Origin of the sequence: Qipengyuania vesicularis, assembly GCF_019711415.1 — a bacterium.
Lineage (GTDB): Bacteria > Pseudomonadota > Alphaproteobacteria > Sphingomonadales > Sphingomonadaceae > Qipengyuania > Qipengyuania vesicularis.
This window is the reverse complement of the sequence record NZ_JAIGNJ010000003.1, coordinates 26,523-41,132: the sequence shown is the minus strand read 5'-3', so window position 1 is coordinate 41,132 and position 14,610 is coordinate 26,523. Positions and strand designations below refer to the sequence as shown.

Sequence of the window (14,610 nt, the reverse complement as noted above, 5' to 3'; positions counted from 1 at the left end):
TGCTTGATTTGAACTTGAGCGCTTAGCCGAGCGGTCTGCTCGAGCCGAAGAACAGTGCCTGGCTGATGGCAGCGCGCACGGTCTGTTCCTGAAACGGCTTGGTCACGAGATAGGTCGGCTCGGGACGGTCGCCGGTCAGCAGCCGCTCAGGATAAGCCGTGATGAAGATCACCGGCACGCTGTCGATCGCAAGGATATCGTCAACCGCGTCGAGGCCCGACGAACCATCGGCAAGCTGGATATCGGCGAGCACGAGCCCGGGCGTCTTCTGCGCGACAACTTCCTGGGCCTGCGTACGCGTGGCCGCCGTGCCGCAGACTTCGTGGCCAAGCGAGGTCACGAGGTCTTCGAGCTGCATCGAGATGAGCGGCTCGTCCTCGATGATGAGCACGTTGGTGGCACTCTCGCGATCGATTTCGCTGACCGCTTCCTGGACCAGGCGTTCGATCTGGGCAGCTTCGAGCTCCATGATCTCGCCGGCCTGCTCGACGCTGAAATCCTCCAGCGTGGTGAGCAGCAGGGCCTGGCGATTGAGCGGAGTGATCGATTTGAGGCGGTCCTGCGCTGCACCTTCGTGGCCGGTGTCGCCTTCGCTTTCAGGGACATCCATATAAGCGCTCGACCAGACCTTGTTGAAGGCGCGGTAAAGCGGGACGCGCCCACCCTCGAGCGATGACTTGAGCTGGTCGTCCGCCAGCGCCGCTTCCAGCGTGGCTCGGACGAAGGCATCTCCGGTAGCCTGCGATCCGGTCAGCGCGCGCGCATAGCGGCGAAGATAGGGCAGGTTTTTAGCAATCTGGTCACCAAGCGACATAGAACCCCTTCCGTGGTTTGCGCGTGGAGAACGCCCACGCTCGGGTTCGGTTCCGCTCCGCTATCGGCAAACGTGTCATTTGACAAATCAGTCAATTGCGACAACCAACGGGCGCGTCGCACAGTCTTTCGTGGCCAGGGGGGACCCGCCCGTGATCGAAGTAGCCAAACCGTACGAATGCATGAACTGCCCGCTTCAGGATTGCCGCGGCCTGCGACCCCTCGACCGCGAACAGCGCGCCTACATGCAATCGATCAAGCAGGGCGAAAAGCTGTTCGAGCGCGGTGATACGATCCTTCGCGAAGGCGACGAGGCGAGGGAGCTCTATACCGTGCTCGAGGGTGTGCTGATCCGCTATCGCTCGCTTGAGGATGGTCGGCGGCAGATCGTCAACTTCATGTTCCCCGGCGACCTGGTCGGCTTGCAGGGCGCTTTCGACGAACCATCGAGCCATTCCGTGGAGGCACTGATTCCTGCGCGGCTTTGCATCTTCAAGCGCAGAGACTTCACTCACCTGATCAAGGAGAACCCCGAGCTAGGCTACGATGTGACCTGGCTGGCCGCCAAGGAAGAAACCGCGCTGGAAGGCCATATCGTTTCGCTGGGCCAGCGTAGCGCAAAGGAGCGGGTGGTGTTCCTGGCGGTCTGGCTGCTGGACCGGGCAATTGCCACAGGCTTGGCCCATGACAACAACATCCTCGACATCCCGGTAACCCAGACCCAGATTGCCGATATGCTGGGCCTTTCGCTGGTCCACACCAATCGCACCATTCGCGCGCTCGACCGGGAAGAACTGGTCCAGTGGAATACGCGGGAGATTTGCGTTCCCGACATGGAGAAAGCTGCGGACTACGCGGATTTCGAGCGTTCGGAGAAGGGCAAGCGCCCCTTCATCTGACCCGGCCTAACCGAAGGAGAAAAAATTTTTCACCGCACGGGAACTGCATTCTGGCTTGCTCATTTACCTTATGTCACCGCCGAGACCCCCCCTCCCGTCCAAGCGGCTGGTGATACGATCCCGAAAGGCCTTCGCTCCAAGAGAGCGGAGGCCTTTTTTTCGCAGCGGCATGACGCGGTCGGCTATTCGCCGAAATGGGGCGTGAGAGTGCGCCCCTACTTGCCTTCTGGGGTAAGCGCGCCGCGCAGGCGCGATATTATGCCCTTGCGCTGGGGTTCGCGCAGGAGATCGACCAGGACCTGAGCTTCGTAAGGCTTTTCAAGCACGCATCCGAGCTCGGCGATGTGGTCCGGGATATCCTTGGGCATTCCGGTCGAGAAGATGATGCGTGGGCTATCCGGACCGAGTGTCCTAACCAGCTCGGCGATCGCCCAGCCGTCGTCGCGGTCCGCCAGGTGCACGTCGAGAACAATCGCGGCGGGCTGCTTGCGCCTCAGAGCGGCCAGCGCTTCGTCGGTAGTGGGACAGATTTCGACCTGCGATACGCCGTTGTCGAGCAAGGCCTGCTCGATCGTCAGGCCGATGACCGCGTCATCCTCCACCACCAGCACGTGATCGGGAAGGGGGGAGGCTTTCTTCGGCTTTCTCACGTGGGTCCTGTTGTTCCGGATGGGTCGGGGCTTGTGCACCGATGCAATCTCCCGAACGGTGCCGATGGGTGGCGAGTTCCCGCAGGTTGCGCGTTTGCCGCACATCTGTTGCTGCCGGGCAACGCCGTGCCTCTCAAAGAGGTTTCTCGTAGATCACATACTCGCGATTGATCGTGCTTTCGATCGTGTCGGCGATGGCCACCATCCCCTTGTTGTCATCCAAGATCCAGCCGATTTCTCCGCGCGTGCTACCGTAATCGGTTGTCGCATTGCGACGGATGTACTCGATCATCATGAAAGCCAGCTGGCTTGCGAGGCGGGAGTTCTGGAATTCCTTGAGCACGCCCATCAGCGGCACGCGCATGTCCGAGCCGGTCGGCTTGCGCAGCCAGCGCAGCAGGTGAAACCAGCCGAACGGGAACAGCTTGCCATCAACCTTCTTGAGCACCTTGTTCACGTCGGGCAGCACCATCATGAAGGCGACTGGTCGCCCGTCGAGTTCGGCGATCATGTTGAGGCGCGGCTTGATGATCGGCTTCATCTTTTTCGATGCGTGCGCGATCTCTTCCTCGGTGAAAGGCACAAAGCCCCAGTTCTGCGACCAGGCATCGTTGAGGATATGCAGGACGGTGCGGATTTCCTCGTCCCAGCGTTTCATGTCGATCGGGCGGATGGTGATGCGCTCGTTGCGCTCGCCCGAACTCACGATCCGCTGGACGAGCTTCGGGAATTCCTTCGAGATGTCGAGCTCGTAGGTCATCAGGCGCTTGGTCTCGGTGTAGCCATTGCCTTCGATCAGCCCGGCGTAATGCGCCGGATGGTGTCCCATCATGATCGTTGGCGAATGGTCCTGTCCTTTCACCAGCAGCCCCGGCTCCTCCCAGATGGAGAGCGAGATCGGGCCAATGATGCGGTCCATGCCCTTCTCGCGCAGCCAGCCTTCCGCTCGGGCGAGCAAGGCGGCAGCGACCTCTTCGTCCTCGGCATCGAAATAGCCGAACATGCCGGTCCCCGGGCCCATTCCCTGCTCTCTGGGCAGCTCGAGCGCCAGATGGTCGATATGCGCGGCAATCCGGCCCACCGGTCTGCCTGCGCGATAGGCGATGAAAAGCTGGACCGTGGCATGGCCGAAGAAGGGGTTCTTGTCCGGATCCACCAGCTCGATCTGCTCGGAACGGAGCTGCGGTACCGAATGCGGTTCGCGGGCGGAGAACTCCCGTCCCAGATCCACGAAGGCGGCGCGCCCCTTCTTGCCATCGACGGGTTCGATCACGATATTGGTTTCAGCCACGCAGCAGGTCCTTTGAAACGGCCGGTTCGTTCAGCCGCGGTTAGCCCTGAGTGTGGCAGTTGATCAATGTCAAGGAAGTGCGCGTGCCCGATCACTATGATCGAGAGCGAAGGCTGTCATTTTTCGCGCAACTCGCCTAATGCCGCCCCTCAGGAAAGACCCATGAACGCCGAACAGACCATTTCTGTCGCCAAGGACGCATCCGCATTGCGTGAACGCGGCTGGCATTCCCAGATCGCCGACGACAAGGCGATGCTGCGTGCCGCGCGCGATCTGACCAAGGACATCGGGGATCACCGCGCCGCGATTTACTGGGCCGACATGATCGGTTCGGCGCTGCTGGGATATGGCGCGCTCGCTGGTGCGATACTGGTCGAGAGCATCACGCTCGCGGTGGCATTCGCCGTGGTGTCGGTGCTGGCCCTCTACCGTGCGTTGCTGTTCATCCACGAGATTTCGCATTTCCGCGGTGATGTCCTGCCGGGCTTCCGCACTGCCTGGAATGCGCTGGTCGGCATTCCGATGCTGACACCTTCCTTCATGTACGAACAGGTGCACACGCTGCACCACAAGCGCACGCAATACGGGACGGTGGCAGACCCCGAGTATCTGCCGCTGGCGCTAATGAAGCCGTGGAGCCTGCCGCTCTTCGTCATTATTGCGATCCTTGCGCCGGTGGCGCTGCTGTTCCGGTTCGCGGTGCTGGTACCCCTCGGGGCGATCTTCCCGCCGATCCGCCAGCTGACCTGGCAAAGGGCGAGCGCTCTCGCGATCAATCCCGAATTCCGACGCCGCCCGCCCGAAGGCGACCTGCGTCCGCGCGTGCTGATGCAGGAAGCAGGCGGCTTCATCTGGGCCTGGCTGTTGATCGGCAGCGTGTTCGCATTCGGCTGGAAGCCGCTGCTCACGGCGCTCGGCGTGGCTTCGGTCGTTGCCCTGCTCAACCAGCTGCGCACCCTGGTCGCCCATCTCTGGGAGAACGAGGGCGACGCGATGACCGTCACCGCCCAGTTCCTCGACAGCGTGAATGTCCCGCCGCCGGGTGTTGTCGCCGAGATCTGGGCGCCGGTGGGCCTGCGCTATCACGCTCTGCACCACCTCATGCCTTCGATGCCCTACCACTCGCTTCCCGAGGCGCATCGCCGCCTCGTCAAGGAACTGGGGGACGGATCGACCTATCACGGCGCAAACCACAAGGGCATGGGCGTTCTGGTTGCCCGGATTGCGCGCAGCACGATGGGCCGCCGCTCCTGAGCGCACGGAAAAGGGCCGCTCCCCTCGGTGATCGGGAACGGCCCTTCCAAACACGGGTCGTGCGACCCCGTGAAGCTCTGGCTTAGTTGGCGTCGATTTCCGCCTGCACGCCGTCTTCGCTGATCGTGGCGTCGACATCGGCGCCGTCGATCGTGACGCTCGAGCCTTCATCGGTCTCGACCGGCTGGGTCACGACCGTATCGGCCGGTTCCTCGACGACCACGGTGTCGGTGCCTTCGTCAGCCGGCGCTTCGGCTTCGGCGCAGGCGCCCAGTGCGATCGCGGCGGCGAGGGCGGGGATTGCAAACTTCTTCATGCCGTTTCTCCTTTGTGGCAGCATTGTGTCATCAATGCGCCGGAAATGAGGCGGTTCCCGGAAATCGTCAGTCCAGAAACTTGATCATCGCGCAGCGTCTCTCGCGGGGGAGCCCCAGTTCGGCCGCAGCTTCAAGCGATTCTGCCAAGTGGGATCGCCCTTCGAAATTCTCGACCTCGACAAAGCCGTGCCGCGCATAGAACGGCCCATTCCAGGGGATATCGCGATAAGTGTTGAGAGTTATTGCCTGCAGGCCGCTATTGCGCGCATCGATGGCCAACGCCCGAAGCAATGTGGCGCCGATGCCTTTACCTTGGCTGGCGCGGCGGACGCTCAACTCGTGGAGATGCAACTCGCGTCCGACGCGGCCAGCAGCAGCAAATCCGGCCAGTTCTTCTTCTTCGAATGCAGCGAGGCAATTTCCCTTCGCAATTAGGCGGCGATAGTGGTCCGCACTCTCGCTTGGGGGGATGGGTATCCCTTCGAGCGAGGGTTCTTCACGCAGAAGAGTGGCTGCGTCGTCCTCGACGAGATTGAACGCCTCGGCATCCTCTTCCCGCGCCAGTCGGATCGAGAAACCGCTCATTCCTCGGTTCTGATGAGGACAGTCTCGCCGATCAGCGCGAACAGGAAGAAGGGCGCCCATGCCGCCAGCAGCGGCGGGTAGCCGCCGAAATTGCCCATCGCGAGAGCGGCGTTGTCGACCACGAAATAGGCAAACCCCAACGCCATGCCTATCAGGGCGCGCACGAACAGCGCACCCGAGCGGGCAAGCCCGAAGGCTGCAATGGACCCGAGCAACGGCATGAGAAAGGACGAGAGCGGACCGGATAGCTTGTGCCACCACTTTGCGCGTAACTCGCCCGTGCGGCGGCCCGCTTCTTCGAATGCGTCGATCTGTTCGCCAAGGCTCCAGAAGGGCACTGCATCCGGATCGATTTTCGCAAGGTCGATCTGGTCGGGCGTGAGGCCCTCACCGACCACGATTTCATCTGCCGTAAGTGTCGCGGCGCTGGCCACATCGAAACGCTCGATCTCTTCGAGCCTCCAGCCTGGCCCAGCGTAGGTGGCAGTTGCAGCATCGACCTGCTCGACGATCGCGCCATCGGGGCTGCGCCTGTACCAGGTCACATCGCGCATGCGGATAGCTTCGCCCGTCCCAGTCAATTGAGCGGCGGTGAGGACATCTGCACCATCGGCGAGGTAGACGTTCGCCCGGACCGAAGATTCCTCGGGTATCGGCCCCCAATTGGCAGCTTCCCATGCCTTGAGCGTGGCCGTCGCACGGGTCACGACGCGCTCGTTGAAAAGGAAGCTCGCGCCACCGACCACAAGTGCGGTGAGCAGCAACGGCGCCAGCACCTGGTGTGCCGAAAGCCCGGCCGCTTTCATCGCGATCACCTCGCTGTTCTGGTTCAGCGTCACCAACGAGATCAGCGTGGCCAAAAGCACCGAATAGGGAAGGAATCGCTGGATCAGCTGCGGAATTCGCAAGCTGGCATATTTGAGCAACTCGCTTTGCCCATTGCCCTCGACAGCCAGGATCTCGCCGCTGCTCGACAGGAGGTCCAGCATCATCAGGACCAGCACCAGCATAACGAGGACCGCGAGGATGCGGACCACGAACATCTTGGCGAGATAGCCCGTCAGCGTGCGCGAAGGGAAAAAGTCGAGCTGCATGGCCTAGGCCTCCGCCTCCTCGTCGAGCACGACGCGCCGCTTCCTTCGGAACAGCTTGCCGAAGCGCTTGCTGACCTTCGCAAACCAGCTCTCCAGCGCGCCGATCGCCTGACCGCCGGGCACGAAGGCCACGCGGTAATACATCCAGATGATCAGCGCGGCGAAGAGCACGAACGGCACCCACAATGCGAGAATCGGATCGAACATCCCGATCGCCGCCAGATCCTCTCCATATTGGTTCACCTTGTGATAGGCGACGACCATGATGATCGAGAGGAAGACGCCAAGGGCGCTGGTACTTCGCTTTGGCGGTATGCCCAGCGCCACTGCTAGCAGTGGCATCAGCGCCATCATCACCACCTCTACCAGCCGGAAGTTGAAGCTGGCCTGAGAGGCATCGCGCTTGGTTTCGCTCTGGTTGTCCGCCCAGCCGATCCGCAACAGCTCGGGTAAGATATACTCGCGCTCGTCCTCGCCGCGCGCACGGAATTCCTCGATAGCGGGCAGGTCGATGGGAAGGTCATGCCGCGTGAAGGTCAGCACGCGCGGGGTCTGGCTGCCGGTGTCCTGCACGATCGTTCCCTCGGTCAGGCGCAGGATGATAGTGTCGGGATCGTCGGTTGTGGCGAGGAATGCGCCTTCCTTGGCGCTGATGGATAGCACCTGTCCCTTGTCGTTCGCCACGCGGGCGAAGATGCCCTTCAGCTGGCGGCCATCGTCCTCGCTCTCCTCGATCCGAAGAGCCATTCGGTCCGCCAGGGTGGTGAACTCGCCGACCTTGATCGATGCACCCAGGGCGCCCGATCGCAGCTCGTACTCGAGCCGCTCGTAGGTAAAGCGGCTTACCGGCTGGATGAAGAAAACGAGCGCGACATTTACGGCCATAAGCACGGCAGTGATCGCGAATGGCACGCGCAGCAGCCGTCCATAGGACAGGCCGACTGCGCGGAAGACGTCGAGTTCGCTGGTCGTGGCAAGCTTGCGGAAAGCGAGCAGGATGCCGAGCAGCAGGCCGAGCGGGATGGCGAGGCTGGCATATTCGGGCAGCAACGTCGCCAGCATCTGGAAAACCACGCCGATGGGGCCGCCTTCCACCGCTACGAAGTCGAGCAGCCGCAGCATCTTGTCGAGCACCAGCAAAGACGCCGCGAGCGCGAATACGCCCAGCATGGGCACGATCACCAGCCGGAAAATGTAGCGGTCGATTGCAGGGAGGAAATTGAGCACTCGGTTTCCGGCTGTTGGGGCGCGTCTAAGGCGGCCCTAGCGCGAAATATTCCGCACGTCATGCCCCCGCGCCAAAACTCTGCCGCGTCAAGCCTTCTCCAGCGTGCACTGGAGCGGGTGCTGGTTCTGCCGGGCGAAGTCCATAACCTGGTTCACCTTGGTTTCGGCGACTTCATATGGGAAGATCCCGCACACGCCCACGCCCTTTTGGTGAACGTGCAGCATGACTCGCGTCGCTTCCTCCATGTCCATGCGGAAGAAGCGCTTCAGGACAATCACGACGAACTCCATCGGAGTGTAATCGTCGTTCAGCAGCAGCACCTTGTATTGACTGGGCTTCTTGGGCTTCGCGCGGGTCTTGGTGGCAATGGCAACCTGGCCGTCGCCTTCGCGCGTGTCGTCATCGCCTTCGCCGGCGCGGATCGGTTCGAGATGGTCGGAATAGATCATCGAGGGCGCCAATATCGTATCGGTCTTAATAATCGCAAGCGCGGAAACCATGAATGTACTTCTGCGGGCGCATCATCAACGTGGAAAGAGCGCTTCGGTGCCCCAAAAGCAAACGGGCCGGACGACACTGGAGTGCCATCCGACCCGCCGTTTTCAACCACCGGGCAAGGGAGAGAGGAGAGAGATGCCCGGCGGGTTGAAGCTCGTGCTAATTAGGCAGCCTTGCGGACCTTCTCGGCGGCGAGGCTCATGCGGCTCGAAAGCGGAGCGAAAGCTTCGTTTGCGAGCTTGATCATGGCTTCGGTGTTCTTCGAGGTGGTCGAAACCATGGCGTCGAAGTTGCGACGTGCGATTTCGCCCTGAAGCTGGAAGAGTTCGGTCGGCGACTTGACGGCAGCAACCTTCTTCACGTCGGCCTGGACGGTTTCAGCAGCCGACTTGGCTTCTGCGACATAGGTACGGCCCATGTCCTGCATGCCCGAAGCAAGGATCTTGCCGCTTTCCACGAGGGCTTCGAAGTTGCCCTTCTGGAATTCAACGACGTCCTGGGTCATCTCGGCGCCCTTGTCGTAAGCAGCCTTGGCGCGGGTCTGCACATCGGCAGCCATTTCCTTCGCCTTGGCGGTGTAATCGGTGGTCTTTGCGTTCTTGGCAGTAGCCATGATGGTATCCTTCAATTTCGTGATCGGGGTAACAGAGGTCTTGGCAGCGGCCTTCTTCGGAGCCGGTGCAGCCTTCTTTGCGACAACCTTCTTCGGAGCAGCCTTCTTGGCGGCCGGCTTCTTCGCCGGAGCCTTCTTGGCAGCAACCTTCTTAGCCTTGGCAGGGGCCGCCTTCTTCTTGGCAGGCGCCTTCTTGGCCTTGGAAGCCACGGCCTTGGCAACCGTCTCGGTCTTCACCGGAGCGGTCTTGTCAGCTTTGACAGCCTTCTCGACAGCCTTGGTATTCACTTCGGCGGTCTTCTTTTCGGCAGCCTCGGCGTATGCCTTCTCGGCAGCAGCATCGATTTTGGTCTGGCTCTCGGCCATGGGATTAACCTCGCTTTTGTTGCACTGCACAAAATAGGCATTGCAGGTGCGAAGTCAAGGGATTTTTGTGCAGTGCACAATAAACTGCGATGAGGCGTTATTTCAGCGAGTTAAGCGGCAAATTAGCGTGTGGCGACGTAGCGTCCAGGCGCGTCTTCGATCACTTTATCGCCTTTTCCGCCCGGTTTCCGTTTACCCGTGGCAGGCACGGATTCGCCATCCTGCTCGCGCAGCCAGTCGATCCAGTCCGGCCACCAGCTGCCGGGATGTTCGACCGCGCCTTCGCGGAATTCGGCGAGGTTGCGGGGTTCGCCATCATTGAGCCAGTATTGGTATTTGCCCGATGAGGGCGGGTTCACGACCCCTGCGATGTGGCCCGATCCGGCCAGTACGAATTTGAGCGGTCCGGTGAAGTGTTCCTTCAGCCGCCAGACGCTCTCGGCCGGGGCGATATGATCTTCCTTGCCAGCCTGGACATAAGTCGGGGTCTTGACCTGGCCGAGATCGATAGGCGTGTTGTCGACGCTCAGCGCATCGGCTTCGACCAGCCGGTTGTCACGATAAAGATCGCGCAGATACTGCTGATGCCACTTGGCGGGCAGGTTGGTGACATCGCCGTTCCAGTGCAGCAGGTCGAAGGCCGGATAGTCCTCGCCCAGAAGGTAATTGTTGACGACGTAGTTCCAGATAAGATCGGTGCCGCGCAGCAGGTTGAAGGTCGCGGCCATGTAGCGCCCGTCGAGATAGCCGTCGGGCGACAACGCCTTGATCGTGCCAAGCTGGGTGTCGTCGATGAAGTTGAGCAGCTCACCGGCCTTCTCGAAATCGACCTGCGCAGTGAAGAAAGTCGCGCTCTTGACCTTGTCCTCCTGACCTCGGCGATGAAGCAGGGCGAGCGTGGCGGCGAGCGTGGTTCCGGCCACGCAGTAGCCGATCGTGTGCACGCTCGGCACGTCGAGCCTTTCGCGGATAGTGTCGATAGCATCGATCTGGGCGCGCACGTAATCATCCCAGATTACGTCCTTCATGCTTGCATCGGCCGACTTCCAGCTGACCATGAAAACGGTCACGCCCTGGTCGACTGCCCACTTCACGAAGCTCTTCTTCTCGTTGAGGTCGAGGATGTAGAAACGGTTGATCCATGGCGGGAAGATCACCAGCGGGGTCGCCATCACCTTCTCGGTCGTCGGGCTGTACTGGATCAGCTGGTAAAGCGGCGTTTCGTGTACGACCTTGCCGGGCGTCGTCGCGATGTTCTCGCCCAGCGTGAAGGCGCTCGCATCGGTGTGGCTGAGCTGCCCGCGACGCATGTCGGCGAGCAGGTGTTCCATCCCCTTGACCAGGTTCTGGCCCTTGGTCTCCAGCGTCCGCTCCATCACGACCGGGTTCAGGAGCGGGAAATTTGCCGGGCTTGCTGCCTCGGTGATCGCCTTGGTCGTGAAACGCAACTGCTCGCGCTGCTGCGGGTTCAGGCCCTCGATATTGTCGGCCATTTCCTCCACCCGCTCGGCGAGGAAAAGATAGGTCTGGTGGATCAGGGCAGAGGCGGGGTGCGCGCGCCACTTCTCGTCGGCAAAGCGTCGATCTTTGCGCGGCAGCTCGATCTCGCCGCCCGCATTTTCGGCGGCCTTGGGACCAAGACCATACTGGCCGAGCACTTCGTTCCAGAGCTGCATGCCCTCGTCCCACAGTGCCTTCTGTTGTTCGGCCTGTGCGATCGGCATCTGCTTGTACCAGTCGGTCGCCAAGGCAATCCATCGCGCCGGATCGAAATAGGGGACCAGCGCCTGCGGATTGCTCATCTGCTCGGCCTGGTACTGGGTCCAGAGCGTCTGCAGTTTTGCTCCCGTTTCGGCCCATGCCTGAGCGTCTTCCGGCTTCATCGCTCCTTCGCCCATCATCATCGCGGGATCCACCGCGCCAGCCATGGGCGCGAACATTGCGCGCATCAGCTTGGCGGGATGCTCATAGAGGTTGGTGAAGGGATCGGGCGTCTCGTTCATGGCGGTCCTCTGGCCGGGAAAAGCGGCTCTTGTCCGGTCTCTAAGATAATTCGCGCATTCAATATAGCGAGTGCTTTGCGCTTGGGGCACGAATAGGTAATCAGTGTGACAGACCAACGCGCCACGGAGCCTAAATGTCCGACGAATTTTACCGCATCAAACGCATGCCGCCCTATGTCATCGCAGAGGTCAACGCGATGCGTCACGCGGCACGGCAGGCGGGGCGCGACATCATCGATCTCGGCATGGGCAATCCCGACCAGCCCCCGCCGCAGCACGTAATCGACAAGCTGTGCGAAGTCGCGGCCAAGCCCGATGCGCATGGCTATTCGCAGTCCAAGGGCATTCCCGGCCTACGCCGCGCACAAGCTAACTATTACCAGCGCCGTTTCGGGGTCGAACTCGATCCCGAGAGCGAAGTCGTGGTCACCATGGGATCGAAAGAGGGGCTGTCATCCATGGCCACCGCGATTAGCGCTCCCGGCGATGTGATTCTCGCCCCGAGCCCGGCCTATCCGATTCACACTTACGGCTTCATCATCGCAGGCGCTACGATCCGTAGCGTGCCGACCACGCCGGACGAGAGCTATTGGCGAGCGCTCGACAATGCGATGGCCTATACCGTTCCCCGGCCAACCGTATTGGTTTGCAACTATCCCAGTAACCCGACCGCAGAGACCGTCGATCTCGATTTCTACGAAAGGCTGGTTGCCTGGGCCAAGAAGAACGAGGTCTGGGTGCTTTCCGATCTCGCCTATTCGGAACTCTATTACGACGGCAAGCCGACCCGTTCGATCCTCGAGGTTTCGGGGGCAAAGGACGTGGCGGTTGAATTCACGTCGATGTCCAAGACCTTCTCCATGGCCGGCTGGCGGATCGGGTTCTGCGTCGGCAACAAGAAGCTGATCGCTGCCTTGACCCGGGTTAAGAGCTATCTGGACTATGGTGCATTCACCCCGATCCAGGCGGCCGCGTGTGCCGCGCTCAACGGGCCGGAGGACGTCGTAGAGGAGAACCGCGCCCGCTACCAGCACCGGCGCGATGTCATGGTCGAAAGCTTCACGCGCGCAGGCTGGGAGATACCTTCGCCGCCTGCCAGCATGTTCACCTGGGCCAAGCTACCGCCCGGCTTCGAGCACATGGGAAGCCTCGAATTCTCCAAGCAGCTGCTCCAGCACGCCGAGGTCGCCGTCGCGGCCGGCGTGGGCTTCGGCGAAGAAGGCGAAGGCTATGTGCGCATCGCCATGGTGGAGAACGAGCAACGCATCCGGCAGGCGGCGCGCAACATCAAGAAATTCCTCGCCGAGCACGGAAAGTAAACTCCACGGGAAAACACCGATAGGTAAAACCCCGGATATCCCCTTGCGGGATTCCCTGCTTGTGTAATGGCTTGGCGGGAGGGCTATGGAGAGCCCCCGTGGAGATTGCAGAATACACATGGCTGTCGGTCGCTCCCTCGCCCCCGGGGCGCTGGGACCTGCGCCTGCTCGGGTGGCGCTTGCGACCCGAATTCCGGCCACAGGCGGTCAGGCCAGGCCTGCCAACCCTGCTCGACTGGCGTATCGGCTTTCGCTGCTCCGACTGGACCGAGCTGCCCCACAAGCAAGCGGTCATTGCCGTCGGCGTGGACGAACCCGAAGTGCGCGCGCAGCTGATCGGTGAGGGGTTCGGCGATGCGCTGTCCTCGCAGATCGCGCTGGTCGAACTGGCCGCGCGGCTCCTGAAGCTGGAAGGACTGGACAGGAAAATCCCGCGGCAGCAGCGGATCGGGCCGGTGAACCTGGACCTGTTTTTTCGCGATGCGCAGGTCGATGGGAAGTGGATCGGGCTGCACCCGCGCGAGTTCGCACTGCTGTGGCGCCTTGCGGAAACACCCAATCGGCCGGTCTCGCGCGCCGAACTGCTGCGCGATGTCTGGCGCCTCAATCACGAACCGGAGACCAACTCGCTCGAGGTGCACGTCTCACGCCTGCGCGCCAAGCTCGCCGTGAGCCATGTCGGCTGGATCGTCGAAACGCATGAGAACGGAGGCTACTGTATTGGGAGTAGGCCCCACGGGGAATATCTACGGGTGGACAGGGTGGAGCCGATGACGCAGGAGTATCGGCCAGAGCAGCCGAGGATTTCGCAAACCCATGAGTTCCCAAGACCGCGTCACGATTGACCTTGCCGACAATGGCGTCGCCCAGGTGCGTTTCAACCGTCCCGACAAGATGAATGCGCTCGACCCGGCGCAATTCGAAGCGATCATCGAAGCTGGTGAGACGCTGCGTACGATGAAGGGCCTGCGCGCGGTGGTGCTGGCGGGAGAGGGCAGGGCGTTCTGCGCGGGGCTGGACGTGTCGAGCTTCACCGCCGCCCCCGATGGCGAGCGCAAGCCGCTGACCGAGCGCACGCATGGCAATGCCAATACCTTCCAGGAAGTCGCCATGACCTGGCGCAAGTGCCCGGTCCCCGTGATCGCCGCCGTCCATGGCGTCTGCTTTGGCGGCGGGCTGCAGATCGCCAGCGGCGCGGACATCCGCGTGGTCCATCCGGCGACGCGCATGGCGGTCATGGAAATGAAATGGGGCCTCGTCCCCGATATGGGCGGCTACCACCTCTGGCGCGGCAATGTGCGTGACGATGTGCTGCGCGAACTCGTCTACACCAATCGCGAGTTCACCGGCGAAGAGGCGCATGGATATGGCCTCGCCACCCACGTCACCGAGGACCCGCTCGGCAAGGCGAACGACATCGCTAACGAGATCGCCAACCGCAATCCCGAAGCCATCCGCGGTGCCAAACGCCTGTCGGAAGCCATGGTCGAGCAGAAGGGCGACGATATCCTCATGGCCGAAAGCGTCGAGCAGGCAGCGGTCATGCGCAAGCCGAACCAGATCGAGGCGGTTATGGCCGGCATGCAGAAGCGCGCAGCGAATTTCACGGATGTTTGAGGTCCTGGTCGCCAACTAGTGGCCACTTCGAGACGCACTAGTTGGCTTAGGAGTGCGATGCGG

The 14,610-nt window shown here is 61.7% G+C and carries 15 protein-coding genes; 5 read left to right on the top strand and 10 right to left on the bottom strand.

Annotated elements, in window-relative coordinates; translation table 11 throughout:
• Positions 1 to 22: 22 nt before the first annotated feature.
• A complete protein-coding gene (locus tag K3146_RS08965) occupies positions 23 to 814 on the bottom strand; it encodes a response regulator (RefSeq protein ID WP_221545964.1) in 792 nt (263 codons plus the stop codon).
• A gap of 151 nt (positions 815 to 965) precedes the next feature.
• On the opposite strand from K3146_RS08965, the gene K3146_RS08960 reads away from it, so the two are divergent.
• Positions 966 to 1,712 (top strand): Crp/Fnr family transcriptional regulator, encoded by a 747-nt coding sequence (locus K3146_RS08960; protein WP_221545963.1) that lies wholly within the window; start codon positions 966 to 968, stop codon positions 1,710 to 1,712.
• A 215-nt stretch (positions 1,713 to 1,927) separates the two neighbouring features.
• Here K3146_RS08960 and K3146_RS08955 read toward each other — a convergent pair whose 3' ends face one another.
• Positions 1,928 to 2,362, bottom strand: coding sequence for a response regulator (locus K3146_RS08955; protein ID WP_221545962.1), 435 nt, complete (start codon positions 2,360 to 2,362; stop codon positions 1,928 to 1,930).
• A 133-nt stretch (positions 2,363 to 2,495) separates the two neighbouring features.
• Positions 2,496 to 3,653, bottom strand: a complete 1,158-nt coding sequence (locus K3146_RS08950; RefSeq protein ID WP_221545961.1) for an N-acetyltransferase — start codon at positions 3,651 to 3,653, stop codon at positions 2,496 to 2,498.
• A 162-nt stretch (positions 3,654 to 3,815) separates the two neighbouring features.
• On the opposite strand from K3146_RS08950, the gene K3146_RS08945 reads away from it, so the two are divergent.
• Positions 3,816 to 4,907 carry a fatty acid desaturase family protein gene (locus K3146_RS08945; protein WP_221545960.1) on the top strand — a complete coding sequence of 364 codons (1,092 nt, stop codon included), beginning with the start codon at positions 3,816 to 3,818 and terminating at the stop codon, positions 4,905 to 4,907.
• 82 nt (positions 4,908 to 4,989) lie between these two features.
• Here the strand turns inward: K3146_RS08945 and K3146_RS08940 are convergent, their stop codons facing one another.
• The 7 genes from K3146_RS08940 to K3146_RS08910 all read right to left on the bottom strand — a co-directional run bounded on the left by K3146_RS08940 (position 4,990) and on the right by K3146_RS08910 (position 11,611).
• On the bottom strand, positions 4,990 to 5,223 hold the full coding sequence (locus K3146_RS08940; RefSeq protein ID WP_221545959.1) for a hypothetical protein: 234 nt from the start codon (positions 5,221 to 5,223) through the stop codon (positions 4,990 to 4,992).
• 67 nt (positions 5,224 to 5,290) lie between these two features.
• A complete protein-coding gene (locus K3146_RS08935; protein ID WP_221545958.1) occupies positions 5,291 to 5,809 on the bottom strand; it encodes a GNAT family N-acetyltransferase in 519 nt (172 codons plus the stop codon).
• Positions 5,806 to 6,903, bottom strand: a complete 1,098-nt coding sequence (gene lptG / locus K3146_RS08930; RefSeq protein ID WP_221545957.1) for an LPS export ABC transporter permease LptG — start codon at positions 6,901 to 6,903, stop codon at positions 5,806 to 5,808. Before lptG ends, K3146_RS08935 begins: the two co-directional genes overlap by 4 nt.
• Positions 6,904 to 6,906: 3 nt before the next feature.
• On the bottom strand, positions 6,907 to 8,130 hold the full coding sequence (locus K3146_RS08925; protein ID WP_221545956.1) for an LptF/LptG family permease: 1,224 nt from the start codon (positions 8,128 to 8,130) through the stop codon (positions 6,907 to 6,909).
• Positions 8,131 to 8,217: 87 nt separating this feature from the next.
• Complete coding sequence (clpS, locus tag K3146_RS08920) at positions 8,218 to 8,580, bottom strand: ATP-dependent Clp protease adapter ClpS (protein ID WP_247711210.1); 363 nt, start codon at positions 8,578 to 8,580, stop codon at positions 8,218 to 8,220.
• Between the two features lie 212 nt (positions 8,581 to 8,792).
• A complete protein-coding gene (locus K3146_RS08915; protein WP_221545955.1) occupies positions 8,793 to 9,608 on the bottom strand; it encodes a phasin family protein in 816 nt (271 codons plus the stop codon).
• 122 nt (positions 9,609 to 9,730) lie between these two features.
• Positions 9,731 to 11,611, bottom strand: coding sequence for a PHA/PHB synthase family protein (locus K3146_RS08910; protein WP_221545954.1), 1,881 nt, complete (start codon positions 11,609 to 11,611; stop codon positions 9,731 to 9,733).
• Positions 11,612 to 11,745: 134 nt separating this feature from the next.
• On the opposite strand from K3146_RS08910, the gene K3146_RS08905 reads away from it, so the two are divergent.
• The 3 genes from K3146_RS08905 (at position 11,746) to K3146_RS08895 (ending at position 14,547) form a co-directional block, all read left to right on the top strand.
• A complete protein-coding gene (locus K3146_RS08905; RefSeq protein ID WP_221545953.1) occupies positions 11,746 to 12,930 on the top strand; it encodes an LL-diaminopimelate aminotransferase in 1,185 nt (394 codons plus the stop codon).
• Positions 12,931 to 13,028: 98 nt separating this feature from the next.
• Positions 13,029 to 13,775: a winged helix-turn-helix domain-containing protein gene (locus K3146_RS08900; RefSeq protein ID WP_221545952.1), complete on the top strand. Its 747-nt coding sequence runs from the start codon at positions 13,029 to 13,031 to the stop codon at positions 13,773 to 13,775.
• Positions 13,747 to 14,547: a crotonase/enoyl-CoA hydratase family protein gene (locus tag K3146_RS08895; protein ID WP_221545951.1), complete on the top strand. Its 801-nt coding sequence runs from the start codon at positions 13,747 to 13,749 to the stop codon at positions 14,545 to 14,547. The genes K3146_RS08900 and K3146_RS08895 overlap by 29 nt, the downstream gene beginning before the upstream one ends.
• Positions 14,548 to 14,610 lie beyond the last annotated feature (63 nt).